The 23,248-nt window shown below is 60.7% G+C and carries 20 protein-coding genes and 2 pseudogenes; 11 read left to right on the forward strand and 11 right to left on the reverse strand.

The window, feature by feature from the left end; genetic code table 11:
- Nucleotides 1-88: 88 nt before the first annotated feature.
- Nucleotides 89-853, reverse strand: coding sequence for an aldose epimerase family protein (locus ABK249_RS29490; protein WP_227705566.1), 765 nt, complete (start codon nucleotides 851-853; stop codon nucleotides 89-91).
- Nucleotides 854-992: 139 nt separating this feature from the next.
- On the opposite strand from ABK249_RS29490, the gene ABK249_RS29495 reads away from it, so the two are divergent.
- Both ABK249_RS29495 and ABK249_RS29500 read left to right on the forward strand, forming a co-directional pair.
- Nucleotides 993-2,027 (forward strand): SIS domain-containing protein, encoded by a 1,035-nt coding sequence (locus ABK249_RS29495; RefSeq protein ID WP_227705567.1) that lies wholly within the window; start codon nucleotides 993-995, stop codon nucleotides 2,025-2,027.
- Between the two features lie 5 nt (nucleotides 2,028-2,032).
- Complete coding sequence (locus ABK249_RS29500; RefSeq protein ID WP_227705568.1) at nucleotides 2,033-2,941, forward strand: ROK family protein; 909 nt, start codon at nucleotides 2,033-2,035, stop codon at nucleotides 2,939-2,941.
- Between the two features lie 6 nt (nucleotides 2,942-2,947).
- On the opposite strand, the gene ABK249_RS29505 is transcribed toward ABK249_RS29500, so the two are convergent.
- Nucleotides 2,948-4,153 carry an ROK family transcriptional regulator gene (locus ABK249_RS29505; RefSeq protein WP_227705569.1) on the reverse strand — a complete coding sequence of 402 codons (1,206 nt, stop codon included), beginning with the start codon at nucleotides 4,151-4,153 and terminating at the stop codon, nucleotides 2,948-2,950.
- Between the two features lie 142 nt (nucleotides 4,154-4,295).
- Here ABK249_RS29505 and ABK249_RS29510 point away from each other — a divergent pair, with 142 nt between their 5' ends.
- The 7 genes from ABK249_RS29510 to ABK249_RS29540 all read left to right on the forward strand — a co-directional run bounded on the left by ABK249_RS29510 (nucleotide 4,296) and on the right by ABK249_RS29540 (nucleotide 11,142).
- On the forward strand, nucleotides 4,296-5,963 hold the full coding sequence (locus ABK249_RS29510; protein ID WP_227705570.1) for a gamma-glutamyltransferase family protein: 1,668 nt from the start codon (nucleotides 4,296-4,298) through the stop codon (nucleotides 5,961-5,963).
- 48 nt (nucleotides 5,964-6,011) lie between these two features.
- Nucleotides 6,012-7,334: an extracellular solute-binding protein gene (locus ABK249_RS29515; protein WP_280107546.1), complete on the forward strand. Its 1,323-nt coding sequence runs from the start codon at nucleotides 6,012-6,014 to the stop codon at nucleotides 7,332-7,334.
- Nucleotides 7,335-7,384: 50 nt separating this feature from the next.
- Entirely contained in the window at nucleotides 7,385-8,317 is a 933-nt protein-coding gene (locus ABK249_RS29520) for a carbohydrate ABC transporter permease (RefSeq protein ID WP_227705572.1), read from the forward strand.
- On the forward strand, nucleotides 8,314-9,210 hold the full coding sequence (locus ABK249_RS29525) for a carbohydrate ABC transporter permease (protein WP_227705573.1): 897 nt from the start codon (nucleotides 8,314-8,316) through the stop codon (nucleotides 9,208-9,210). The genes ABK249_RS29520 and ABK249_RS29525 overlap by 4 nt, the downstream gene beginning before the upstream one ends.
- A 14-nt stretch (nucleotides 9,211-9,224) precedes the next feature.
- Nucleotides 9,225-10,292, forward strand: coding sequence for an ABC transporter ATP-binding protein (locus ABK249_RS29530; RefSeq protein WP_227705574.1), 1,068 nt, complete (start codon nucleotides 9,225-9,227; stop codon nucleotides 10,290-10,292).
- A gap of 290 nt (nucleotides 10,293-10,582) precedes the next feature.
- Nucleotides 10,583-10,834 carry an antitoxin gene (locus tag ABK249_RS29535; RefSeq protein ID WP_227705575.1) on the forward strand — a complete coding sequence of 84 codons (252 nt, stop codon included), beginning with the start codon at nucleotides 10,583-10,585 and terminating at the stop codon, nucleotides 10,832-10,834.
- On the forward strand, nucleotides 10,831-11,142 hold the full coding sequence (locus tag ABK249_RS29540) for a type II toxin-antitoxin system RelE/ParE family toxin (protein ID WP_348864691.1): 312 nt from the start codon (nucleotides 10,831-10,833) through the stop codon (nucleotides 11,140-11,142). The genes ABK249_RS29535 and ABK249_RS29540 overlap by 4 nt, the downstream gene beginning before the upstream one ends.
- 136 nt (nucleotides 11,143-11,278) lie before the next feature.
- Here ABK249_RS29540 and ABK249_RS29545 read toward each other — a convergent pair whose 3' ends face one another.
- The 6 genes from ABK249_RS29545 to ABK249_RS29570 all read right to left on the reverse strand — a co-directional run bounded on the left by ABK249_RS29545 (nucleotide 11,279) and on the right by ABK249_RS29570 (nucleotide 17,329).
- On the reverse strand, nucleotides 11,279-11,983 hold the full coding sequence (locus tag ABK249_RS29545; RefSeq protein WP_200883931.1) for an aspartate/glutamate racemase family protein: 705 nt from the start codon (nucleotides 11,981-11,983) through the stop codon (nucleotides 11,279-11,281).
- The gene (locus ABK249_RS29550; RefSeq protein WP_037148928.1) at nucleotides 11,980-13,284 is read right to left on the reverse strand and encodes a TRAP transporter large permease; all 1,305 of its coding nucleotides are present in this window, start codon (nucleotides 13,282-13,284) and stop codon (nucleotides 11,980-11,982) included. The genes ABK249_RS29545 and ABK249_RS29550 overlap by 4 nt, the downstream gene beginning before the upstream one ends.
- A complete protein-coding gene (locus tag ABK249_RS29555; RefSeq protein ID WP_227705577.1) occupies nucleotides 13,281-13,850 on the reverse strand; it encodes a TRAP transporter small permease subunit in 570 nt (189 codons plus the stop codon). Before ABK249_RS29555 ends, ABK249_RS29550 begins: the two co-directional genes overlap by 4 nt.
- A 29-nt stretch (nucleotides 13,851-13,879) precedes the next feature.
- Nucleotides 13,880-14,926 carry a TRAP transporter substrate-binding protein gene (locus tag ABK249_RS29560; RefSeq protein WP_348864693.1) on the reverse strand — a complete coding sequence of 349 codons (1,047 nt, stop codon included), beginning with the start codon at nucleotides 14,924-14,926 and terminating at the stop codon, nucleotides 13,880-13,882.
- Between the two features lie 314 nt (nucleotides 14,927-15,240).
- Complete coding sequence (locus tag ABK249_RS29565) at nucleotides 15,241-16,083, reverse strand: MurR/RpiR family transcriptional regulator (protein WP_227705885.1); 843 nt, start codon at nucleotides 16,081-16,083, stop codon at nucleotides 15,241-15,243.
- 292 nt (nucleotides 16,084-16,375) lie between these two features.
- The gene (locus ABK249_RS29570) at nucleotides 16,376-17,329 is read right to left on the reverse strand and encodes a LysR family transcriptional regulator (RefSeq protein WP_037148917.1); all 954 of its coding nucleotides are present in this window, start codon (nucleotides 17,327-17,329) and stop codon (nucleotides 16,376-16,378) included.
- Nucleotides 17,330-17,422: 93 nt separating this feature from the next.
- Between ABK249_RS29570 and ABK249_RS29575 the strand changes: the two genes are divergently transcribed.
- A complete protein-coding gene (locus ABK249_RS29575; RefSeq protein ID WP_037148915.1) occupies nucleotides 17,423-18,382 on the forward strand; it encodes an MBL fold metallo-hydrolase in 960 nt (319 codons plus the stop codon).
- A gap of 252 nt (nucleotides 18,383-18,634) precedes the next feature.
- Here the strand turns inward: ABK249_RS29575 and ABK249_RS29580 are convergent.
- The 3 genes and pseudogenes from ABK249_RS29580 to ABK249_RS29590 form a co-directional block, all read right to left on the reverse strand.
- Nucleotides 18,635-19,027 (reverse strand): annotated as a pseudogene (locus ABK249_RS29580) (LysR substrate-binding domain-containing protein); the annotation flags it as partial.
- Nucleotides 19,028-19,041: 14 nt separating this feature from the next.
- Complete coding sequence (locus ABK249_RS29585; RefSeq protein ID WP_227705579.1) at nucleotides 19,042-19,746, reverse strand: IS6 family transposase; 705 nt, start codon at nucleotides 19,744-19,746, stop codon at nucleotides 19,042-19,044.
- A gap of 120 nt (nucleotides 19,747-19,866) precedes the next feature.
- Nucleotides 19,867-23,010 carry an autotransporter family protein gene (locus ABK249_RS29590; protein ID WP_227705580.1) on the reverse strand — a complete coding sequence of 1,048 codons (3,144 nt, stop codon included), beginning with the start codon at nucleotides 23,008-23,010 and terminating at the stop codon, nucleotides 19,867-19,869.
- 111 nt (nucleotides 23,011-23,121) lie between these two features.
- Here ABK249_RS29590 and ABK249_RS29595 point away from each other — a divergent pair.
- Nucleotides 23,122-23,248, forward strand: a pseudogene (locus ABK249_RS29595) (IS5/IS1182 family transposase); the annotation flags it as partial.

A 23,248-nucleotide genomic window follows, 5' to 3' on the forward strand; every position in this document is an offset into this window, starting at 1 on the left:
GATCGTCACCGTAAGCTTCAACGTCTCGCCGGGCGCGATATGCGCCATTCCCGGTTTCTGCATGATGTCCCCGGTAAAGCCGACCGGATCAGCATGGCCGAGCAGCGGCTCGATGCAGAGAAAATCGCCGCCCGGCCGCGACCACAGGATGGCGCCGTCCATGTCCGGGAAAGCGACGCGGATTGCCGCCCTGTCGTCCTCGGTTTGGAAGCGAAGGCTGCGGCTTTTCAGTGAAAGCAGCGCCAGCCCGCCTTTCTCGAACAGCGCCTCGTCGAGCCTCAGCGACCCGCCTTCCAGCGGGAGTTCGAACCGGTCGGCCGATCAGCCGCTTGACCGGTCGAGTGTAGAGGATTGGCGCTGTTTCGTCGAAGGTGAGCAGATGCCGGCCTTTGGGAACACCCGGCACCAGTGGCCAGCGGAAGCCGGGATGCAGGCCGAGGCTGGTGGGGAGGGCGAAGCGGCCGTCGTTGCGGATTTCCGCGATGATCTGCAGTGCCGATCCCGACAGCCGATAGGTCATCCGGAGCGCGAAGTCGTATGGGTAGCTCCGCCGCGTTTCCGGACCGGCGCGCAGTTCAAGGGTGCAGCGGTTGTCGCACTGCGCCACGACGGAAAACCGGCTGGTCAGCGCAAATCCATGCATCGGCATCGGGTAGGCGGTGCCCCCAACGCTGACGGCATCGTCGTTCACCCGGCCGATCACCGGAAAGAGGACGAGGCAGGTGCCGTCCCAGAGAGCGGGATCGGGCGTCCAGAGAAGCTCAGCGCCGTTAAGGCTCAGCGCCCGCAATTCGGCGCCGAGGAGGCCTATGCGCGCCGCCATGCTGCTGTTGTAGAGTTCGACCGTCTCCATCCTGCCTCTCGCAACCGGATTCCTGTGCGCCGGCCATCTTGATGCTTGTTTTAATTGACAACCTCGATTAAATCCAGATGATAGATTAAATGCTGTGTGACGCCGGAACTGCTGATCCGGCGAACTGGCCGGAGCGCCGATGTCGATAGAAAATTTCATGGAAGAGCAGGGCGAGGTGGCCGCAAGGACGCTCGAAAGGGCGGATGCGCAGGACTTTGCCCGCGGTGTTCTGGACGGTGGTTCGGCCTATGACCGCGTGCTCTTCGTCGGTTCCGGCTCTTCGCTCAATGCGCTGACCATCGTGCGGCCTTGGCTGCAGTCGGCCATCGGCCGGCCGGTCGAGGTCGTCAATCCGGCCGTGTTCTTGAGGGATATCGGGGCGGTTTTCGGCAATCCGCTGGTGGTGATCCTCTCCCAGAGCGGCACCAGCAGTACGTCCATCGAAGCGGCGCGGGTCGTGAGCGGCAAGGGCTGGCAGGTAGTGGTGATCACCGCCGATCCGGAAAGCCCGATCGGCGCGCTCGGCCTGCCAATGATCCTCCTGCCGATCGGCGAGGAGCCGATCGGACCGAAGACCAAGGGTTTTACCGCCAGCATCGCCGCCTGTTTCCGGCTGGCTGCGGGGCTTGCGAGGCGTGACCTGCCGCAGCTTGCGGCGCAGTCGGTCGATGCGACGACCGAAGCGTCGCGCATGGCCGTTGCATCGCTGATCGGCGGGCAGGCCCTGCCGTCCTATATCGTCGTCACCGGCAGCGGCCGGCATTTCGGCGTGGCGCTCGAAGCCTCGCTGAAAATCGCTGAGATCGCCGGTGTGGCGACGGCCGGTTTCGAGCCGGAGGAACTGCTGCATGGCCGGCTGCACGGCACGGATGCGAACAGCCTGGTGATCATGATCGCCGCCGACGAACAAGAGCGCGATCTGGCCTCCCACACCTCCGTCGTGATGGCCGAGCGGGGCGTGAAGGTCGTGCTCCTGAACCTCACCGAAGCGGCGACGCCGTTCGACTGGTTCCACCTCGACGCCGGAGCGGTCCAGCCGCTCGACACCATTCTCGCCAGCATTCCCTTCCAGCGGCTCGCGGTGGATCTGGCCTTGCGCCGGGTTATGATCCCGGACGCGATGACCTATCCGGGCCTTTCAAAGGCGCTGGCGATCAAGACTTTCACGCGGTGATGCCGATGCTGATCGGGATAGATATTGGAGGAACCGCAATCAAGGCCGGCGCCGTCGGCGGTGGTGGACGTGTATGGGCGCGCAGGCAGGTCGTTTTCGACCGGAGCCTTGCCTTCGATGCATTGATTGCAAGGCTTTCCGAACTGACCGAAGCCCTACAGAAGGAGGCCGGTGAAACGGCGTCCTCGATCGGCGTCTGCCTGCCGGGTTTCGTCGACCGCCTGACCGGCATGCTGGTGGATGGCGGCGCCAACGTATCGGCGCTGCGGGAGAAGCCGCTGGCAAAATCGCTCTCCGCCGCGACCGGGCTGCCGGTTCATGTCGAGAACGACGGTGTGGCCGCAACCGTCGGCGAAGCGTATTTCGGCGCGGGCCGCGGGCTCCGCCGCTTCATGCTGCTGACGATTGGCACCGGCATCGGCGGCGCCGTCTATATCGACGGGTCGGTGGTGACCGGCTCGCGCGGAGAACCGCCGGAAATCGGCGCGGTCATGCTGCGCGAGGACGACGGCACGCCGGCGAATTTCGAGAAGCTGGCCTGCGCGGGTGCCTTCCTCGAACGTTACAAGCGCCATTCCGGCAAGGAGATCGGCAGCCTGCCGGAGCTGTTCCAGGCCCTTGGACATGACGAGGCTGCAGCACGAACCGTCGATGAAATCGGCCGGATCATCGCCCGCGTCTTTGCGCCGCTAATCAATGCGCTCAATCTCGAAGCCTGCATCGTCGGCGGCGGCGTGGCGGCGGCGGGCGAAGCCCTCCTGAAGCCGATCCGGATCTATCTGCCGGAACTCACCTGGCCCATGCTGGCCCGCAACAACCAGGTCCTGCAGGCTGCCTGCGGCAACGACGCGGGTCTGCTGGGCGTCGCCTGGCTTGCCCAGAATGCCGCAAAGATGCACGCGGCGGCGCAATAGCCGGGGTCATTCGGCCTCGACCGCTTCCTTTTTCAACACGGAGAAATCCGGAGTCATGCTGTCGAAGATGGCAAGCGACGCCGCGCCGAGCACGCGGCTGTCGAGCCCCGTCTCGGCCTTCAGCAGGCGGCTCGACGCATTGCCCTGCCGGTGGCTGACGCTGATCAGCGAGGGCTCGATGCGCGCGATCAGCGCGTCGAGAATGGTGTCGGGCACTGGTCCGCCAAGGATGACGGCCTGCGGATCGAAGAGGTTTTCGACCGAGACGATCGCGTTGCGCAGATGTTCGGCGGCCTCGTCCAGCCACTCAACGAGGCGTGGATCCTGCGCTTCGAACCCCTCGTAAAGCTCGTCCAGATTGATCGCACCGAAGGTTTCGGGCTCTTCCCGGAAGGCGGCGTCTGCGGCCGAAAGCGAGACGTAGCGCTCCAGGCATCCCCTGTTGCCGCAGGGGCAGGGGCGACCGCCGGGCATGCTGATCATATGGCCGATTTCGCCGGACATGCCGAAGGCGCCGCGATAGGGCCGGCTGGAAATGATGATGCCGCCGCCGACGCCGACGCCGAGATAGATGTAGAAGAAATCCGAGAACTGCCGGCCGGCGCCGAACAGAAGCTCGCCGATCGCCGCCGCGGTGGCGTCGTTGTCGAGGAAGACCGGCAGGTCCAGCCTTTCGCGCAGTTTTTCGGCGACCGGGAAATTCTGCCAGTCCGGCACCGAGCTAGGGCCGAGCGCCGTCGGATTGCCCTGCGAGACGAGCACCGGCATGACGACGCCCGCGCCCCAGATGAGTTCGCGGGAAATCCGCGTCTTGCTGATCAGCTGGTTCACGGCCGCTTCCATGAGCGGCAGGATGATGCCGGGCGTCGGATGCGACACCGGCAGTTCCACCTCGGCCCTGATTTCGCCGCCGAGATCGAGCAGGACGACGACGAGACTGCGGTCGTCGAAGGAAATCCCGAAGGAGAAGGCGGCCGAAGGATTGATGACCAGGTCGATCGGAGGCTGGCCGCGGCCGCCGGTGCGGCGCGGCTTCTCGATCAGGAGGCCCGCCGGCTTGAACTGGTCGATGATGTTGGTGACCGTCTGGGCGGACAAGCCTGTGAGCCTTGCCACCTCGGCGCGGGAGAGCGGTCCGTTCACCCGGATCGTTTCCAGCACGACCCTTCGGTTGAAACGCTGGGCGCGGTCGAGATTGGTACCAAACAGCATGGCTGCTCCTGAACGGACTTTGTCAGAATCTTGTTGCAATTCTTCGGCGAGACTGATTAAATCCAATTGATTGATTAAAAGCAGCCGACCAAAGTTTTCGTGGTTGTCGCATCATCCCGCTTCTGAACGCAAGGGAATTTGGATGAGTTTCGCCAATGCCCGCACCACAAGGCCGCTGCTTTTGGGAAGCCGCCATATGGTGTCTGCGGGGCATCCCTTGGCCGCCCATGCAGCGCTCATCGTCCTGGAGGCAGGTGGAAACGCCGTGGACGCCGGTGTTGCAGCGGGTTTCGCGCTGAATGTGACCCAGCCGGACATGGCAAACCTGGGCGGCGTGGCGCCGGTTCTGATCCATATGTCGGGGCGCGATCTGGTGACCAGCATTGCCGGCATCGGCCACTGGCCGGCGCTGGCCACGCTGGAGGCCGTGAAGGCGGCGGGGAACGGGCGAATTCCGGCCGCTCCGCAGCGCTGGGTGGTGCCGGGCGCGCTCGATGCTTGGCTCAAATCATTGGAATTATACGGCACGATTTCGGCCGCCGAGGCCCTGGCGCCGGCAATCGACCTCGCCCGCCACGGGTTTCCCGTCTATTATTTCCTCAGGCACAACCTGATCGAGGCAGCTCCTCTCTGGACCGGCTGGTCTAATGCCGCAGTCTACATGGCCGACGGCAGGGTGCCCGAGGAAGGCGAGCCGCTGCGCCAAGTGGCGCTCGCCGAAACTCTGGAGCGGCTCGCCGCCGCCGAAAAGGCCGCCGGCGGCAGCCGTGAGAACGGCATCCGCGCCGCCCGCGACTGTTTCTACCGCGGCGAGATCGCCGAGATCGCCGGACGGTTTTCGCAAGAAGTGGGCGGTTTCCTGCGCGCCTCCGACATGGCGGCCTACGAGGCGGCGGAGGAACCGGTCCTGTCGGTCACCTATCACGGCCGGTGCTTTTACGGCTGCGGGCCGTGGTCGCAGGGGCCTGCCGTGCTGCAGATGCTGAAGATGGCGGAGCGTTACGACATCGCCGTGCTGCCGGAAGCCGAACTGCATCACTTGCTGATCGAGATCGCCGAGCGGGCGCTTCACGAGCGCAACCGCTATTACGGCGATCCGCGCATCAACGAGATCGATACCGAATGGCTGCTGTCGGATGCGCATGCGGCCGAACTGACCGGTGGGCTCGACGCCTACCACCGGGCTGCGGACAATGATGCCCTCCCAAGACCTGGCCGCCGCAGCCCGGACACCACCTATGTCTGCGTCGTCGACCGTCACGGCAACGCGTTTTCCGCAACGCCGAGCGACAGCACGATCCTTGTGACCCCGATGATCCCCGGCCTCGGTTTCGGCCTGTCCGACCGCGGCCTGCAGGCCTCGCTCGATCCGGCCAACCCGAATGCGGTAGCGCCGGGCAAGCGACCGCGGCTGACCCCCAATCCGGGCCTGATGATGGGGCCGGAAGGGTTGATGGTCTACGGCACGCCGGGCGGCGAGGTGCAGACCCAGGCCATGCTGCAGTTTCTCATGCACCACCTGCATCGCGGCGCCGATCTCCAGGCCGCCGTCGAGACGCCGCGCTGGGCGAGCTACGGCGTGCCGGCGACCGAGGATCCGCATTCGGCCAGGCCCGGCCTCGTTTATGTCGAGGAGCCGCTGATCAACAAGGTCGGCCCGCGGCTGAAGGACCTGGGACACGACCCGAAGCCCTGGCCGCGTCTGGCCGCGCTTTCGGGAGGAATATGCGCCATCCGCAGGGACGCCGGAACCGGCGTTCTTTCGGGCGCCGGAGATCCAAGGCGTATGAGCTACGCCATGGGCAGGTAGACGACCGCCGGAACGGCAAACGACCCAAACGAAGAAACAGAGGAGAGCATGATGATAATTTCACGTCGTTCGTTGATGAAGACACTGGGCGCCTCCACCGCCGCCCTGACGCTTGCCGGGCCGAGCGTCCGCGCCGCCTTTGCACAGGCCGCCGGCAAGCTGGTATATTGGGGCCATAACTACGACACCCGCGTGAAGATCGTGAACCAGACCATGGTTCCGGGCTTCGCAAAGGATGCCGGCATCCAGGTCCAGCACGAGAATTTCGAAACCAACCAGAACGAGCTCAAGATCCTCACCGCCTGGACCGGCGGCGGCGGTGGTCCGGACCTCGTTTCGGTCGGCGCCAACAACTTTGCGAACTATGTGTACCGCAAGCTGGTCTCGCCGGTCGATTACACCGCATTCGGCTTCAAGTCGCAGCAGGAGCTGATCGATGCGTTCGAGCCGGGCGCGCTGGACGGCTTCATCGTCGACGGCAAGCTCTATGCCATGCCGATGGATCTGGCCTCGATCTCGATGTACTACCGCAAGGACTTCTTCAAGGAAGTCGGCCTCGACCCGGAAAAGCCGCCGACGACCTGGGACGAAGTCACCGAGATGGGCAAGAAGCTCATCAAGCGTGATGGCAACGGCACCGTCACCCGCGCCGGCTGGGGCTGGATGGCCCGCAGCGCCTCCTCGCATTTCTACTACTGGGGCTCGCTGCTGCCGCAGAAGGGCGTCGATTTCCTCAATGCCGACGGTTCGGCCAACGGCTTCAAGAACGACGCCGGCCTGGCGGCCTTCCAGTATGTCTACGATACGTTCCATGGAGCGAACCAGGTGTCGGCGCTCGGCCTCGCGCCGACCATCAATCCGGTCGACGATTTCGCCTCCGGCCGCGTCGCGATGCTGAATGCCGGCCTCTGGCTTGCGCCGGGCATCGAGCAGAAATACCCGAACGTCACCTTCAAGGACGGCGTCTATGGCGTCGCCCGCCTGCCGCAGTTCAAGGACGGCACGCCGGCGACCCGCCTCAACCCGTGGATCTACATGGTCAGCTCGACCTCGAAGATGCAGAAGGAAGCATGGCAGTTCGTGTCCTACATGACCCAGCGTCCGGAAAGCCGCGACATCTGGTTCAAGGAAGCCAACTACGTCCTGCCCTGGAAGGGTTTCCGCGAAACTCCGGTCGTCAAGGCGCTGCCCTATGCGATGCCGTTCTTCCAGGATCTGGCGATCGGCAAGCCGCTGCCGAACACGCACCGCTTCGCCGAACTGGCGAGCGCCGTGTCGCAAGCCTATGATCGCATCTCGGCCAATGGCGACAAGCCGGAAGCCGTCGTGTCCGATCTCGCCGACCAGATCGACAATCTCGTGGCGGAATGATCCGCTGATCCGACTGCGCATGACATAAAAAAAGGGGAGCTATCGACCCAATGACTGAGCCGATGTCCGGCGCTGCAACCCTGCAGCGCCCCTCCCTCCCTAAAAGGGGACGGCGGAAAACGAAGACCTACCATTATCCGGGCACGGCCTGGCTGATGGTGGCGCCCGCCGTCCTGTTCTTCTGCGTTTTCGTCTTCTATCCGGTCGCCAACGCGATATACGTGTCCTTCACCTCATGGGATCTCGTCAGTGCCCCGAAGTTCATCGGCTTCCGGAACTATATCCGGCTGTTTTCCGACAAGACCTTCCTGAACTCGGCGCTGGTGACGATCTATTACACGCTGATCCTGATCGCCTTCGAACTGCCGCTGGCATTGGGCCTTGCCATCCTGCTCGACCGCAAGATCAAGGGGAGGGGACTCTACCAGGCGATCATCTTCGCGCCGGCCGTGCTGACCATGGTGGCGGTGGCGATGATCTGGCGCGTCGTCTACACGCCGGTCGGCGGCCTCTACCTGATGTTTACCGAGCCTTTCGGCATAGCCGGCCTGCAATGGCTGAACGACAAGGATCTCGCCATGCCGGCGGTGCTGATCGTCAGCGTCTGGAAGAATGTCGGTTATTACATGGTGATCTTCCTGGCCGGCCTGCAGGCGATCCCGACCTCCTACTACGAGGCGGCGCGCATGGACGGCGCCGGCAGCTGGAAGCTCTTCCGGCATATCACGCTGCCGCTCCTGAAGCCCTTCATCCTGTTCGTCATGGTCGTCTCGATCATCCGCGCCTCGCAGGCCTTCAGCCTGTTCTATTCGCTGACCAACGGCGGGCCGGCGAGCGCCACCAAGGTGCTGCCCTATCTCATCTACGAGGTCGCCTTCGGCTTCAACCGTATGGGGTATGCCTCGGCCATGGCCGTCGTCATGTTCGGCTTCCTGCTGGTGCTCACCGCGATCCAGTTCCGTGTCCTGAGGCCGCAAGCATGACGATCACAGCCAGCGAAAACCAGGCGACCGCCGTGCGCCGCAAGGCGAAGTCCCGTCGCGGGAAGTTCAAGCTCGATCCGCAGGGCCTGCTGATCCATGTCCTGCTGATCACCGCCTCCGCCGTCATCATCTCGCCGCTCCTGTGGATGGTGGTGACGACGATGAAGGAGCAGCAGGACATCTTCACCAAGCCGCTCTGGTACATCCCGCCGCAGCCGCGCCTGTTCGAGAATATCGGGCACGTATTCGGCAAGATCGACTTCATCCGCTATTTCCTCAACAGCCTGATCGTCTCGACGTCGATTACGGTCCTCGACCTGTTCTTCTCGTCGATGTGCGGTTTTGCACTGGCGAAATACCGTTTCCCCGGCCGCGTCATCGTCTTCGGCTCGATCATCGCCACGATGATGATCCCGTTCATCGTCATCCTCGTGCCGCAATACATCCTGGTGCGCGATTTCGGCTGGCTGGATTCCTATGCGGGCCTGATCATTCCCGCCGCGATCAGCAGCTTCGGCATCTTCATGATGCGCCAGGCTTTCCTCGGCACGCCGGACGAGTTGCTGGAGGCCGCTCGCATCGACGGCGCCAGCGAATGGCGCATCCTGTTCCAGATCGTCTTGCCCATGCACGTGCCGTCGCTGATCTCGCTCGCCATCCTGCGTTTCCTCGGCGAATGGGACAGCCTGCTCTGGCCGCTCGTCGTCACCAATGGCGAAAACATGCGCACCATGTCGCTCGGTCTGGCGCTTCTGCAGGACGACCGCTACGGCACCGACATTCCCATGCTGATGACCGCAGCGACGATGGCGCTCGCCCCGATCGTGCTCGTCTACGCCTTCCTTCAGCGCTACTTCATCAAGAGCGTCGCAGGCTCCGGTCTCAAACAATAAGAAGAGGTTTTCCCATGGCTCGGGTCGAGATTTCCCAACTTGAGAAAAGCTACGACGATTCCGAAGTCGTGCGCGGCATCGATATCGATATTCCGGACGGCGAGTTCGTCGTGCTGGTCGGTCCCTCCGGCTGCGGCAAGTCCACTTTGCTTCGCATGATCGCCGGGCTGGAAAGCGTCACCGACGGCGAGATCCGCATCGGCGACACTGTCGTCAACGACATCGCCGCCAAGGATCGCGACATCGCGATGGTCTTCCAGAACTATGCGCTCTATCCGCATATGACGGTGGCCGAGAACATGAGCTTCGCGCTGAAGCTGAAGGGCGAGGCAAAACCGGCGATCGAGCAGGCGGTGAAGCGCGCCTCGTCCATCCTCGGGCTCGATGCCCTGCTGGCGCGTTATCCGAAGCAGCTTTCCGGCGGCCAGCGCCAGCGCGTCGCCATGGGTCGCGCGATCGTCCGCGATCCGAAGGTCTTCCTGTTCGACGAGCCGCTCTCCAACCTCGATGCGAAGCTGCGCGTCCAGATGCGCTCCGAGATCAAGGAACTGCACCAGCGGCTGAAGACGACCACCATCTACGTGACCCACGACCAGATCGAGGCCATGACCATGGCCGACCGGATCGTCGTCATGCAGGGCGGGATCGTCGAGCAGGTCGGCGCGCCGCTCGAACTCTACGACAAGCCCGCCAACGTCTTCGTCGCGACCTTCATCGGCTCGCCGTCGATGAACCTCTATTCCGGCACGGCGGAAGCCGGTGACGGCGGCCTGGTCATGCGCACGCAGGAAGATGTGGTCATGCCGCTGCCCAGCGGCCGCTCGGATCTCGCAGGCCGCAGGATTGTCTATGGCATCCGCCCGGAGGATATCGTCGTCGGGGCAGGCCCGGGTGTCGTCGCCAGCATCAGCACGATCGAGCCGACCGGCGCTGAGACGCTGCTCCTCTGCAAGGTCGGCAGCGTCAACACGGTGGTGGTCTCCCGTGAGCGGGTAAGGCTTGGGCCGGGTGATGACATCTCGCTAATCTTTCCGATCGAGCGCCTGCATCTGTTCGATGAGGCTACTGGGCGCAGGATCTAGTCGCAGTATCGGTGGTTCCAGGTGAACCAGATATTGAAGGTCGCACGTCCATGAATTGGCGTTATGCCGCTATCGTTATGGAGCGGGGCCGCCGGTTCAGCTCTCATCAACTGCACGCACACGTCTAGTGACCGGTGTCTGGGGGTCTGCTCGAGCAGAGGTAGCTAGGGCGGATCGGTCTTCTTCGAAATAGCAGATCCCTCCAGGCGACATCGGATCAGAGGTATCGGCGGTGGCCACATACCCACATATGTGTTAATGTGGGAGTTCTCAGTTCAGGAGCACGTTAGATGAGCCGATTGACGATCGATATAACGGACCAACAACATCAAAGCCTAAAGGCGCTGGCCGCTTTGCAGGGCAAGACAATCAAGCAGTATGCACTTGAGCGCCTCTTTCCCGGTGACCCAGATGGAGAACGAGCCTGGGAGGAGTTGAGGACGTTGATGAACACGCGCGTCAATGAGGGGCTCGCCGGAAGACTGTCGACCAAAACCGTAGGTGAGATCCTCGACGAGGAGATTGCCGAGGGTCGTGCTTGACGGCCTACATTCTTACCGCGGAGGCGGAATCGGATCTACGTTCGGTAATCCGCTACACACGTGCGCAATGGGGTGCTGCCCAGGTACGCCGCTACGTCTCGGGTTTGGAGCGAGGTATCGCAAACCTTGCCGAGGGCAAAGGTCCTTTCAAGGATATGAGCGCGCTTTATCCGGCGTTACGAATGGCGCGATGCCAACACCACTACGTCTTTTGTCTGCCTCGAGAGGATGCGCCCGCCCTCATCGTGGCGATTCTTCATGAACGAATGGATCTCATGAAGCGTTTGATTGATCGTCTGAACGAATAATGTTGGACGGAGGCGAGATTACCTGAGCGCAAGGTCGACAAATCGTTGTCATCGCGTGGTCAAAAGGGGGGTCGCCAGTTCTAATCGCATCAAGAGCAATAAGCTCAGATCCTGCATGGACCTGGCTTGAACACGGCTAAAGAATCTGGCTCCTCAGGTAAACTAGCCCTTCCGCCATCTTAATAGCAGCAGCGACGCCGTCGATCACCGGAATACCAAACTGCTGCTCAAGGTCATTTGCGCGTCCGGTCAGGCCACCTGAACCAAGCAGAATTGCCTTCGCACCGTCTTGGTCGACTGCTTCGCGCACCGCTGACAGGATACGTCTCTCCGTATCGCTGTCTCCTCCCGCGGCCGCAGCGACACCAATACCAGCCGCTCGAACCGTGCAAATATCGGCAGCCCCGTAGCGAGCCAGCAGGCGGTGGATGCCGGGCACGGCGGAATGGACCGTGGTGATGATGGAAAACCGTGCGGCCATGGTGCGCGCCGCAGCAATCCCTGCCTCACAGGTTCCAACCACCGGAACCCCGGTCATCTCCCGCGTTTCGAACAGCGCGATATCGTCGAAGCAAGCAAAGACATAGGCGTTAAAACGGTTATTGAGCGTGCGGCGCACGAGGTCGAGCACTTGCGGCACGGCGGCGTCGCGATGCTCCATCGTCTCGATGGAAAACGGTCCCTCCGCCGGGTTAACGACGGTCACCGAGGTTTCCGGCGTTACGATTGCTTCTGCAACTTGGCGGACACGCTGTGTGACAGTCGGATTGATGTTGGGGTTGATGACCAGGAGGCGCCGTTGCGGCGCCTCCTTTTCTGAGGACGCGAGGCTGCTCATCATCGGCCCGCCAGCATGTTTGGAAGCCACAAAACGATGCCGGGGAAGAACATCAAGACGATGGCAAAGACCATCATGATGACAACGTAAGGGACGGCACCCTTGATCACGTCGCTGTAGGGGCCACCGTCGATGCGCACCCCTTGCACAACGAACAGGTTCATGCCGACAGGCGGGGTGATCAGCGCCACCTCGCACATAATGACGATGAAGATGCCGAACCAGACCGGATCTATGCCCGCGGCAATCACGATCGGGATCACGATCGGCACCGTCAGCACCAGCATCGACATGGCGTCCATGAAGGTGCCGAGCACCATGTAGAAGGCCAGCAGAACGAAGAGCAAAGCGATCTGGCTGAGATCGAAGGATGCGATCCACTGTGTCATGGCCTGCGCGGCGCCGGTCATGGAAATCGTGACATTGAGCAACAGGGCGCAGACCAGCACGATCATCACCATTCCACTGGTTTTGGCGGCCTGGATCGAGCAATTGACCAGCAGGTCGAAATTGAGGCGGCCGTTGATCCCGACGAAGAACAATGCGATGACTACGCCAATGGCCGCCGATTCCGTGGGCGTTGCCAGACCGCCGTAGATCGAGCCCATGACGACGCCGAAGATGATGAAGGGTGGGATCAGGTATTTGCCAAGTGCGAGCTTCTGGCGTAGCGGCATGTCAATCAAATCCTTCGCCTCTGCCCCGGCCTTGCCATGGACCAGGAAGATGTAGATCGAGAAGCTGAGCGCCATCAGGATGCCGGGCACCACGCCGCCGGCAAAGAGCTGGCCGACAGAGGTGTTGGCGAGCGAACCGTAGACCAGCAAGTTGACGCTTGGCGGAATGAGGATGCCCAGTGTGCCGCCTGCAGCCAGTGAGCCAAGCGACGGCTTCATCGGATATTTGTATTGCTGGAGCGCCGGCAGCGCGATGGTGCCGACTGTTGCCGCCGTTGCGACCGACGAGCCTGACGTAGCGGAAAACAGCGTGCAGGTCGCGATATTGGTGTGCAGCAGGCCACCCGGCAGTCGGGCAAGCCAGACCGCCAAGGCGTCGAACATGCGGTCGGCAATGCCGCCCCGCAGAAGCAGTTCCCCCAGCATCATGAACAACGGGATAGCCAGCATGGACGGGCTGTTGAGGCTCGACCAGATCACCCCGCCCATCATGTCGACGAGCGGCATGCCGTACATCAGGTAGCCGCCCAGCGCGCCAACGGCGATGATCGCCACCGCGACCGGGAAACTCAGGAACATCAGGACCAACATGGCTGCAAAGCCGATACCCACGATGGCAATGCTCATTGGGCAGCTCCTTCGCGCTTCTTGAGGTCGTCGAGCTCGGCCTGCAGTTCTTCCTGGGCGGAGACCGGGCCGAAGTGCCGGTTGAGCACCTGCCATTCGCCGTGTGACATCAACATCACGGCTCTGCCGGCAAAAACGAGTGCGGCAATGGGGAAGGTTGCCATGGCGACTAGCCATACGGTCTGCGGATAAATCAGTGGCGTCGCCCAGGGTGTCTGGGCAATCGACTGATAGGTCTGGGTATCGATAACCGTATCGACGGTGAAGTAGAAAAAATATCCCGCCAGCAGCGCGATGGTGATCGCCGAGATGCCGTTAAGCACGGCCTGGGCCGTTTTCGGCATCAGCGCCGTCAACTGGTTGATGCGGATATGGGAATTCTCGACGAGAGCCACGGTGAAGGCGAGCGGGGCGGCGATGGCAATCGCGTAGCCGCCCAGTTCATCAATCCCTCCCAGCGAATAGGAGAAGAACTTTCGCAGCAGTGTCTCGGCCGTAATGGCCAGAGACAAAAGGATCATCATGATCCCGAATGTCATGCCAAGTATGCGTGCATAGGTCTGCATGGTCTCCTCTCCTTCGCCGGTCAATGGTGTCAGAGGCCGAGTTCTACGCCGTCCGACTTCTTCCATTCAGCTTCGCAATCGGGAGCGACGGCGTTGCACTGCTTGGCCCAGGTCGGCAGGGAGACTTCGCCAACTGCAGCGGCGACGGTCTTGAGATCGGCTTCGGAGACCGCAGCCTCAATCAGTTTGTAGGGCTTGCCGCGTTCGCAGGGGGGCTGCCCGGTATTGCAGCGCATGGCGTCTTCATAGAGCTCCTTAGAAAACGCCCAGATATCTGCATTAAGTTCGTTGATGGCGCCTGCGAGCTTTGTCTGCTGTTCCGGCGTGAATTTGGCCCAGCTGTTCAGATTGATGGCGTACCCGTTGACCGCCAGCTGCAGCGCAACGGGCAGAACGGTGGTTGCGGCCTCAGGCCAGCCGCCTGAGTTTGCCGAGGCCGGGCCGGTGATAGCGCAATCGACCACGCCGCGTGACAGGGACTGTTGCACTTCGCCGAACGGCATGGAAATGCCTGTGGCGCCGAGTTTGGCGACAAAGTTCGCCGCGCTTTGGTCGCCGACGCGAACCTTCATGCCCTTAAGGTCGGAAAGTCCCTTGACCTCCGGCTTGCAGAAGATCACCTGCGGACCAGCCGGCCAGACGCCGAGCAGTTTGGCATTGAACTGGCTTTCCAGCCTTGCGCCGACATAGCCGCTGAAAGCGTCTATATGCTTCCTGCCGGCTTCGAAGCTGGTGTTGAGACCAACGAGGTCGAGGCCGAGCACGGAGGGCTCATCACGGCTGACCTGCGGGCCGCGGATCGAGACGATGTCGAACAGGCCCGACTTCAGGATGCGCAGCCCATCGGTATCGGGAATGCCGGCGACGTCAACGGGCAGGTATTCGACCTTGATGTCGAGCCCGGTCTTCTCGGCCAGCGCCTCGAAAAACGGCTTTTCCTTCTGCTGGGCAATGAGGCCTGATCCCGAGGGCTGGCCAAGCACGCGCAGTGTGATGGTTTCGGCCCGCGCCGCAGAAAACGGCGTGGTGGAAAACAACAAAACGCTCGTCAGGGTGATCATGAGGCGGTTGAACATGCGATTATCCTTTCTTGGCCAACAGGCGCGGTGTTCAGAAAATCAAATTCACGCTTTCGGACGCGATCGACATCGGGGTAGGCATCAGCATCAGCATTACTATTGCCTGAAATTCCAGCAGTTCGTTCCCCGGCGTCTTATGCGCCTTTCAGTACCGATATGGAATGCAGATTTCATGCCAGATTACATGAAATCATAGTTTCATATTTTGAATCAGATAGTTGAATGCACGATACCCGAAAACCAGTGATGAAACGAAGTTTTCTTTAGATTAAATAATGACCGATCATTTCATGCAGGTGCACAAAAGCGGCTCACAGCTCTTCGAGGCTATCGTTCAACACTTCGATACCGCGTAGCCGGTTGCGCCCCGAAACGCCTGAGATTTCGATGCAGCGCGTGGTGATGAGATGGCACAGGGCCATGACCGAGACATGGTTGAACAGTGGCCCCGGAGCCAGGGTGTGGCAGCGGAAATGCCAGGTGGCGCTGGAGAGAAAGGAGACCCCTTCATCCGTCACGTAAAGCAATCTGGCTTTCGATTTTTCGATCTGCTCGAGGACAAGGTCCATGCGGGCAATGCGCCGGCGCAGGCCGAAGACGATCACCACGTCGTCATGGGCAAGGCTTACCAGGTGTTCGCCCAGGGTTTGGCCACCGCCGGGAATGGCGACGATGTTCTCCACAACCTGTGTCAGTTGCCACTGCAGATAGCTTGCGAAGGGATGACTGGCGCGAAAGCCCACCACCCAGACCTTGCGCGCCTGGACAATGGCCGATGCGGCGGATGAAATCTGGCTATCCGATATGGCCAGGAACGTCGATTCCAGATTTGCGACGCCCTGGGCCACATGCGCTGCGACGGACTGTTCAGCGCCGGCATCCGCCGCTGTTGTCAGGAACAGCCGCGAACCGGTCTGCTTTTCTGCTCGCGCATGGCGCCGCGCTTCATCATAGTTTTCATAACCTAGACGCTGGACGAAACGCGAGACGGTTGCCTTGGACACATGGGCAAGGGCCGCAAGTTCCTGCGCCGAATAGCTCGCGAGTTCGCCGGGAAAATCGCAGACAAACTCCCCCAGGCGCCGTTCAGCCGGATGGAGACGCGGCAAGATTTGCCGAACACGGGTTAGAAACGATAGCTCTTTGGTGCGCACAACTGATCCCATGAAATTCCAGTTTCATGACTCTAGTTGTGATGCGCTTGGTTTGGGATGGCAAGTACGTCGGTGTTGTCAGCTGCCGATATGGTGGAAACCCGCTCGGAGCTAAGGAGTGTGCGAGGCGCTCCATGTCGAGATGCTCTTGAAAGAGAGCAGCCGGTATTCGTTGCAAGAGGTTGTCGCTTTTTCGTGACTGCGTGTTGTGCAGTTGACTCAAATCACGGGGTCGATGGTTCGAGTCAGTTCAAGGCGAGGCCCCGAAACACACGCTGATCATTACGAAACGTCAGGCCGCAATATCCGCGACATTACCCCCGTTCGTCCTCAGCATGGCCTCACGGATTTGCTGCCGCAACCATGCGCAGCCAAGATCGCTGTCTGTCTGAAGCGGCCAGACCATAGCCACCGGTGGAAAAGAAAGTGCCAACGGCACCGCGCTGACCTCGAGCCCCAACAGCGGCCCGTAACGAAGCGCGATGCGCGAAGACACGGTGGCAATTACCGCAGATGAACGCGCCGTGGCCAATATCGACATGAAATCGGGTGCTGCCGCCACCACTTCCAGCTCTGCGCCCGCATGATCCAGCGCATCCTTAACGCAGCCATGCAGGCTGTCAGTTTGGGAGATCACCGCGTGTTGTGCCGCCATATACGCATCCAGACCCACAGGGTTAGAAAGCTTCAGCAATTGCGGATTGAAACAGCACAATACGCTGGACTGATACAGCGGCTCGCTATGGTGCCGTGAGTCCGGCAGATAGCTGCACCCCACAGACAGATCGATGACGCCCGCATCCAGCATCGCGTCGACCTCCGCCGCATCACCACCGCGGGCGAGAATGCGGATACCCGGCGCGATATCCCGCAGCCGTGCCGTCAGATCGGGCAGCAATAGCAGTTCCACCTCGCTGGAAAGTCCCAGCCGGAATGTACGTTGCTCGGTGGCCGGATCGAATGCATCCGCCATCAACACCGCCGCCTGCGCCTGCCGCAGAGCCTGCCGCACCGGGCCGGACAAATTCAGCGCTCGTGCGGTGGGCTTCATCACCTGTCCTACACGGATGAAAAGCTCATCCTGAAAAAGCGTGCGCAGGGTCGATATGTTGTGGCTCATCGCAGGCTGCTGAATTTTGAGCCGTTGCGCCGCGCGGGTCACGCTCATCTCTTCCATCATCGCGTCGAAGGCGACGAGAAGATTGAGGTCGAAGGAACGTAGATTGAAATGATCAATGACTTGCATGCGTGGTATCGATTTGATTGCTGACCGAGACATCCTTAGCTCAAGGGCAGGAACTTGCAAGCCGTTCCACACCCTCACCCAAGGAGCAAAGCCATGCCATCCCGCCGTTCCATTCTCAAAAGCGCTCTGACCGGTCTGGTCACAGCACCCTTCGTCGCACCATCAATCGCCTTCGCCAAGGCACCCTATGCCGCTGTTCAGGCACCGGGTTTCTACCGGCTGAAAATCGGCTCCGTGGAGGTCACGGCGCTGTCGGACGGAACTGTAGCCCTGCCGCTTGCCAAGCTCTACACCAACACCAGCGAGCACGATGCACAAAACGTGTTAAAAGACGCGTTTCTGCCGGAAATGGTCCCAACCTCCGTCAACGCTTTCCTTGTCAACACTCGAGAAAGACTGGTGCTGATCGACGCAGGCACTGGTGCCTATCTAGGGCCATCGCTCGGCAAACTCGAGTCCAACATTGAGGCTTCCGGTTACAAGATGGATGACATTGATGATGTCGTCCTCACCCATATTCATACTGATCATTCCGGCGGGTTGATAAGAAATGGCAAACGCACCTTTCCCAACGCCACATTACGGGTCAATGAACGCGAGGCGAAATTCTGGCTGAGTGCGGCAAACGCCAAGGCGGCGACCGGCATCGTCAAGCAGCATTTTGGCGAGGCGGATCAGTGCGTGACGCCATACGTTGAAGCCGGAAAATTCGAAACCTTCGCGGACAACGCAGCGCCCGTTCCCGGTCTTGGTTCCATTCTGTATGCGGGACATACGCCGGGTCACAGCGCCATCACGCTGGAAGGCGGAGGCCAGAAGATCGTATTCTGGGGCGACATCACTCATGGCGATATTCTGCAGTTCGATGAACCCGGCGTCGCTATCGAATTCGATATCGACCAGAAAGCCGCTGTGGCTGCACGCGAGGTTGCGTTCAGGCAGGCGGTGGACGGCAAATATCTGGTGGCAGGCGCGCATATCGCCTTTCCGGGCATCGGCCATGTCCGCAAAGACAGCACGAATTACGACTGGCTGCCCATCAACTACGCTTAAGATCTGACAGCCGGCTGTCATCCGGCGAAACAGGCGGATCCGTGAAGAGGCTCCACAACAGCCTCTTCTTCCATAGTGACGAACGTCGTTTTCGCCGCGGGTCTTGCCAGTCTGACCTTCTGGAGCCGCGTGCCCATTCTCAGCAATCTGCGCCACCTGGGCCTGGTTTGGGCCCGCCGAACCAGGGAATTGCTGGGCGTTATAGGTGCCCAACCCGACGCACAAAACCCAGTGAGCTCTAGCTACTGACAGCTAGGACGACGTCAGTCTATACGCGCGAACGTGGTCAATGAGCGCGCGCAGCTTGGGCGCCATATTCCGGCGATTGGGGAAGTAGATGAAGAACCCCGGAAAGGGCGGCAGATAGTCGTCTAACGCCGTGATCAACTCGCTGCGGACGATATATGGACGAAACGTCTCTTCGAGTGCAAATGTAATGCCGCTGCCGGCGAGCGCGGTCCGGACCATAAGATGCAGATCGTTTGTGGTGATTTGCGGTTTGACGGCGACGTCGAAAGGTATGCCATCCTCCTCGAACTCCCATCGATACGGCGCAGCACTTGGAGACGGACGCCATCCGATACAGCGATGATGCACGAGTTCCCGAGGTGATGTCAGGTTAAGTCCCGCGGCTAGGAATCGGGGGTGCTGCGGAGTGTTCAGGCGGCAATTCCAGCGACGCCCTTCCAATGGGCCATCGCTGCAAGGCGATGTAGATGGATGTTGAAGGCTGAGTGCCGAGATCGTGCTGGGACGAAGAGATTTCGGACAGCAGAGAAGATGCTGACGAAACGTTGCAGTCCGCCTGGCGAGCGAAATCGCTGCATCACCCGCTCTCGTTTCCGTAGAGGAAGATGCGAGTTTTCGGCGCGGTTGTTCAGCCCCTTGTGTGATCGATGCTCGACTGTGGGCATCAACTGCCGCCGGGCCGCACCGTAAGAGCGAAGCGTGTCGGTGACGATACGTTTCGGCTGACATCCCTGCTTCTTCATCAACCGGATCAGCAGGCGCCTGGCAGCCTTGGCGTTGCGGCGGGTCTGGACGATCTCGTGGAGTCCATAGCCGTCTTGATCGACCGCGCGCCAGAGCCAGTGCTTCCGGCCACCGATCATCACGACCACCTCGTCCAGATGCCAAATATCATCCGGATTTGGCGGCTTCCGACGCAAGCGAGCGGCATAGTCCGGGCCAAACTTCTTTGCCCAGCATCGGATCGTCTCATAGGAAACCATGATGCCGCGTTCCAACAACATTTCCTCGACCAGACGCAGGCTCAATGGAAAACGAAAATACAACCAGACCGCATGGGCGGTCACAGCGCGAGGAAAACGATGGCGCTTGTAGCTAACTGGGCTCTTGCTCATCACCGCGAAATAGCCGCAAATCTTTCAGCCCAAGTTAACCTGACATCACCCCAGAAGCTATTGCAATCTTCGTTTGATATTTTCGTATTGTCGATCTTGTCTCCGATCAATCTTTGCAGCCTAGAATTTGACATTCAGACCTATTCTCCCAGTCAGGGTATAGCTGTCCCCGAAATTGTTCAGACTGGTGTCGACCGTGGCCTCGCCATAAAGGGCATATTTATTATTGCTCCAATTGTAAGTGCCGCCAAGGCCGAGGCCGCCCCAGAGCGGGTCCTGTTCGCTTGCGAGCTTGACACCGGAAAGCCTGACATCCGAATTCGACTGAAAGTCGTAGTAGAGGTTCGCGATGCCATAGCCATGGAGGCGGCTTGTCTGACCCGTGCCGTCAATCCAGTTATCCTCGTAGTCGACGGAGATACCGAGGCGTCCCCTGAGGTTGTGGGCCTCCGTCAGCGAAACTGTGCTGCCGAAAGCGTCGGTGAAGTCGTCGTAGTCGATTGCCGAATAGGTCAACTGCGCCTGCGGAGTAACTGACCAATTGGTATCGAGCGCCATCTGTTGGCCGGCTTCCAGCCCGAATGCATAGCCGAAGCCATCATTGCCCGAAATCAGGCTGGTGCCGGCAGTGGAGGAGGACAGATCGCTGTCGTACCAGGTGGCGTTCGCCTGGGCGTCGAGATAGAAGCCGGTTTTCCCGTACCAGGTCATCGATCCGCCGACACCATAGCCCGTGCTGTTGATCGACCCGCCGCCAGAACTTGAGGACACATCGGCGGAGATGGTGCCGTAGCGCACAGAAAAACCACCGATGAGATCGCCTAAGTCTCCGGAATAGAGCTGACCATCCGCCCCGACCTGCAATTGCCAGATATCTGCGTCGTAGTTGGCCCTGGTCGTCGAGTCCCTTGGATCGATGCTGGTATGGCGGCCCAAGATTCTCCCCCAGATACCGCGTCCGGCAGTATCGGCATTGGGCTGCGCGTCCGCTGTAACCGAGCCGTCAGACCACGAGCGGTTGCCCAGGCGCTGTTGCAGCGTGTCGAGTTCGTTGAAGCTCTGCAATACCCCGACATAGGCCTCGTAGATCGGAGCACCCGGCTGGTAGAGTGGAGTATCAGGCGCATCGGAATTCAACAGGACCGAGCGCAGATACCAGTCACCATCGGCGGGCGTACTGACGCCGCCCTGATAAAGGCGATAGGCATAAGCACCCGCGACTACGGCCGGGTCACCTTCGAACGTGTAACTGCCCAAAAGTGTGAAGCTTCCGGCTGACGTGCCGACGACATCGACAATCTTGATGCCCTCGCTGGTTTGCGCCCCGGCGCCGCCGACGTTGATGACGTGAACATCGGTGCTGCCGGACGTGTTCCCGGTAACGACCAGCTTATCGGTAGTGGAGCTGTCGTCTCCGAGCACTGTCTCGATTTCCAGGGTACCGCCATTGCCGATATAATTGCCGGAAACAGTCAGCGTGCCGATCGAATTGCCGGGCGCGATGACGCCGCCGACAAAGTTGGTGGTGTCTCCTACCTCGCCGATGCCCTGAAGCCGCCCGCCTCTGACTTCCATCGCGCCGCCAAGAATACCGTTGACCGAAAGGATGCCGTTCTGGACCTGTGAAACACCGGTGAGGCTTGAACTGTCGGCCGTGAGGATAGTCTGCCCCGTGCCGATCTGATAGACGCCCCCCGTTCCCGAAATCGTCCCGCCGAACGTCACGACATCCGAACGGTTGAAGGCCAGGATGCCGTCATCGGTCACGTCGCCAAGGATAGAGCCCGTCGTTCCGCCGTCACCGAGCTGCAACGTGCCGTCGGTGATTGTAGTGCCGCCACCATAGATGTTTTCGCCGGTCAGGGTGAGGGTGCCCAGGCCGTCCTTGGTCAAGCGGCCGACGCCGGTAATTACAGGAGCGATGCCGATGTCATGGCCATCGGTATCGATGATGCCGCCACCAGCTCCCAACTGCACCTGCTGAGTGCCATAGTTGGAAAAGAACACGGCATTGTCATCGATGGCTCGCACGATGCCCCCATCGAGCGTGAGATCCGCGGTTCCCATGCCGCCCCGAAATCCACTGGTTTCCAATACCCCGCGAGCACCCGGCGTGCCGTTAATGTTCAGCGTTCCGATTGCATCAGTTGCCGAAACACCAAGCCAAACCCCGGTCTTTGCGAACACCCGCCCCCCGTCGTCAATGGTCATCGAGCCGACGCCGAAATTCCCCAGGGTGAGGTTAAAATCCGTCACCTGCCAGCTGGAGCCATTCCCCGTCACGGTGACACTTCCATCGCTGCCGACACTGGCGCCGACATAGCCTTGGTTGCTGATGACGGCAGCGCCGTTCTCGACGCGCATAGTACCCGTAGCGAAGCTCCCGATCGTCAGCTGTCCCGTGTTGAGCCAGTTCGAGCCTGGGCCAGTCACAACTGCATCACCAGTGTCTGAATCACCGACGATACCCAATGTGTTCGAGACACTGCTGCCGTCTTCGATACGCAAACTTCCGTTGTCGATGGTCAGCCGTCCGGTATTTTCCCAGGACGACCCGGGCCCTGAGACCAATGCATTGCCGTGGAATGATTGGCCAAGGATAGCATCGGTGTTGACGATAACCTTGCCGCCGTCGAGGATATTCAGTGTGCCGGCCCCGCCATCGCCGACCGCGAAATAGTCGTTATTGATCCAGGTTGATGCATTGCCGCCAGCGTCGGTGCCTGAGATAGTAGCAATGCCACCTACGACGCCGCTGCTGTTGGTGACAAGGCCGCCATCCTCGATAGTGAACGTTCCCCCATCCGTACGGGTTTCCGTGGTCGTCAACGTGGATCCTGTTCCTGTTACGGTCACCGTCCCTCCAGACCCTATGGAGACATTGTCGCCTTCAGCGGCGTTGCCGGAAATCACTGCGTTGCCGGGGTCGACTTCGATAGAGTTGGAGGCATCCGGCACGGTGGACGTGTCCCAGTTTCCGGCGTCGAACCAATCGTCGTTCCCTGCTGCGCCGGTCCAGGCAGTCTGCGCCAAGGCAGGGTATGCGGCGCCAGTGATCAAGCAGCCAATCAACGCAACGCGCGGCAGGCGCAGATTGTACCATCTGGTGGCTGGTTCACATCCGGTTCGCACCCGCATGGGTGAGCTTGACGAAAAGAACCACGTGCAAGCCGCCCCGATCGGCGATGGATGAAAAAAGACCCCGCGCATCGAGGCAACTGGAATGAATTCGGGGCTTCTGGCTGACCCCTGGAATTTGCGCATCGTCCTTCTCCGTGACAACAAGTCTAAAAGGACGCAAAACCAAACCTCCCCGAATGACAGCATCTTCTGGTTAATCGATAATAAATCGCGGGTTGTATTTCTAGCACGGCCATCTATGGTGCTGGCCAATGGCTGGAAGAAAAACACGGCGTAAAATCCCGACGCAGCTGGCGAAAGCTGCATCTAGCTGTTGACGCCGACAGTGGGGAGATCATTGCACATAGTCTGACAGATCAGG

Source organism: Neorhizobium phenanthreniclasticum (assembly GCF_040066075.1).
Classification (GTDB): Bacteria; Pseudomonadota; Alphaproteobacteria; order Rhizobiales; family Rhizobiaceae; genus Neorhizobium; species Neorhizobium petrolearium.

Bases quoted from the DNA above. Each gene is read 5' to 3' on its own strand.
- ABK249_RS29545 (WP_200883931.1), bottom strand. From the start codon at position 11,983: ATGATGAGCAGCCTCGCGTCCTCAGAAAAGGAGGCGCCGCAACGGCGC.
- ABK249_RS29515 (WP_280107546.1), top strand. From the start codon at position 6,012: ATGATGATAATTTCACGTCGTTCGTTGATGAAGACACTGGGCGCCTCC.
- ABK249_RS29500 (WP_227705568.1), top strand. From the start codon at position 2,033: ATGCTGATCGGGATAGATATTGGAGGAACCGCAATCAAGGCCGGCGCC.
- ABK249_RS29520 (WP_227705572.1), top strand. From the start codon at position 7,385: ATGACTGAGCCGATGTCCGGCGCTGCAACCCTGCAGCGCCCCTCCCTC.
- ABK249_RS29530 (WP_227705574.1), top strand. From the start codon at position 9,225: ATGGCTCGGGTCGAGATTTCCCAACTTGAGAAAAGCTACGACGATTCC.
- ABK249_RS29510 (WP_227705570.1), top strand. From the start codon at position 4,296: ATGAGTTTCGCCAATGCCCGCACCACAAGGCCGCTGCTTTTGGGAAGC.
- ABK249_RS29490 (WP_227705566.1), bottom strand. From the start codon at position 853: ATGGAGACGGTCGAACTCTACAACAGCAGCATGGCGGCGCGCATAGGC.
- ABK249_RS29560 (WP_348864693.1), bottom strand. From the start codon at position 14,926: ATGTTCAACCGCCTCATGATCACCCTGACGAGCGTTTTGTTGTTTTCC.
- ABK249_RS29550 (WP_037148928.1), bottom strand. From the start codon at position 13,284: ATGAGCATTGCCATCGTGGGTATCGGCTTTGCAGCCATGTTGGTCCTG.
- ABK249_RS29525 (WP_227705573.1), top strand. From the start codon at position 8,314: ATGACGATCACAGCCAGCGAAAACCAGGCGACCGCCGTGCGCCGCAAG.
- ABK249_RS29590 (WP_227705580.1), bottom strand. From the start codon at position 23,010: ATGCGCAAATTCCAGGGGTCAGCCAGAAGCCCCGAATTCATTCCAGTT.
- ABK249_RS29505 (WP_227705569.1), bottom strand. From the start codon at position 4,153: ATGCTGTTTGGTACCAATCTCGACCGCGCCCAGCGTTTCAACCGAAGG.
- ABK249_RS29555 (WP_227705577.1), bottom strand. From the start codon at position 13,850: ATGCAGACCTATGCACGCATACTTGGCATGACATTCGGGATCATGATG.
- ABK249_RS29575 (WP_037148915.1), top strand. From the start codon at position 17,423: ATGCCATCCCGCCGTTCCATTCTCAAAAGCGCTCTGACCGGTCTGGTC.
- ABK249_RS29535 (WP_227705575.1), top strand. From the start codon at position 10,583: ATGAGCCGATTGACGATCGATATAACGGACCAACAACATCAAAGCCTA.
- ABK249_RS29495 (WP_227705567.1), top strand. From the start codon at position 993: ATGTCGATAGAAAATTTCATGGAAGAGCAGGGCGAGGTGGCCGCAAGG.
- ABK249_RS29570 (WP_037148917.1), bottom strand. From the start codon at position 17,329: ATGCAAGTCATTGATCATTTCAATCTACGTTCCTTCGACCTCAATCTT.
- ABK249_RS29585 (WP_227705579.1), bottom strand. From the start codon at position 19,746: ATGAGCAAGAGCCCAGTTAGCTACAAGCGCCATCGTTTTCCTCGCGCT.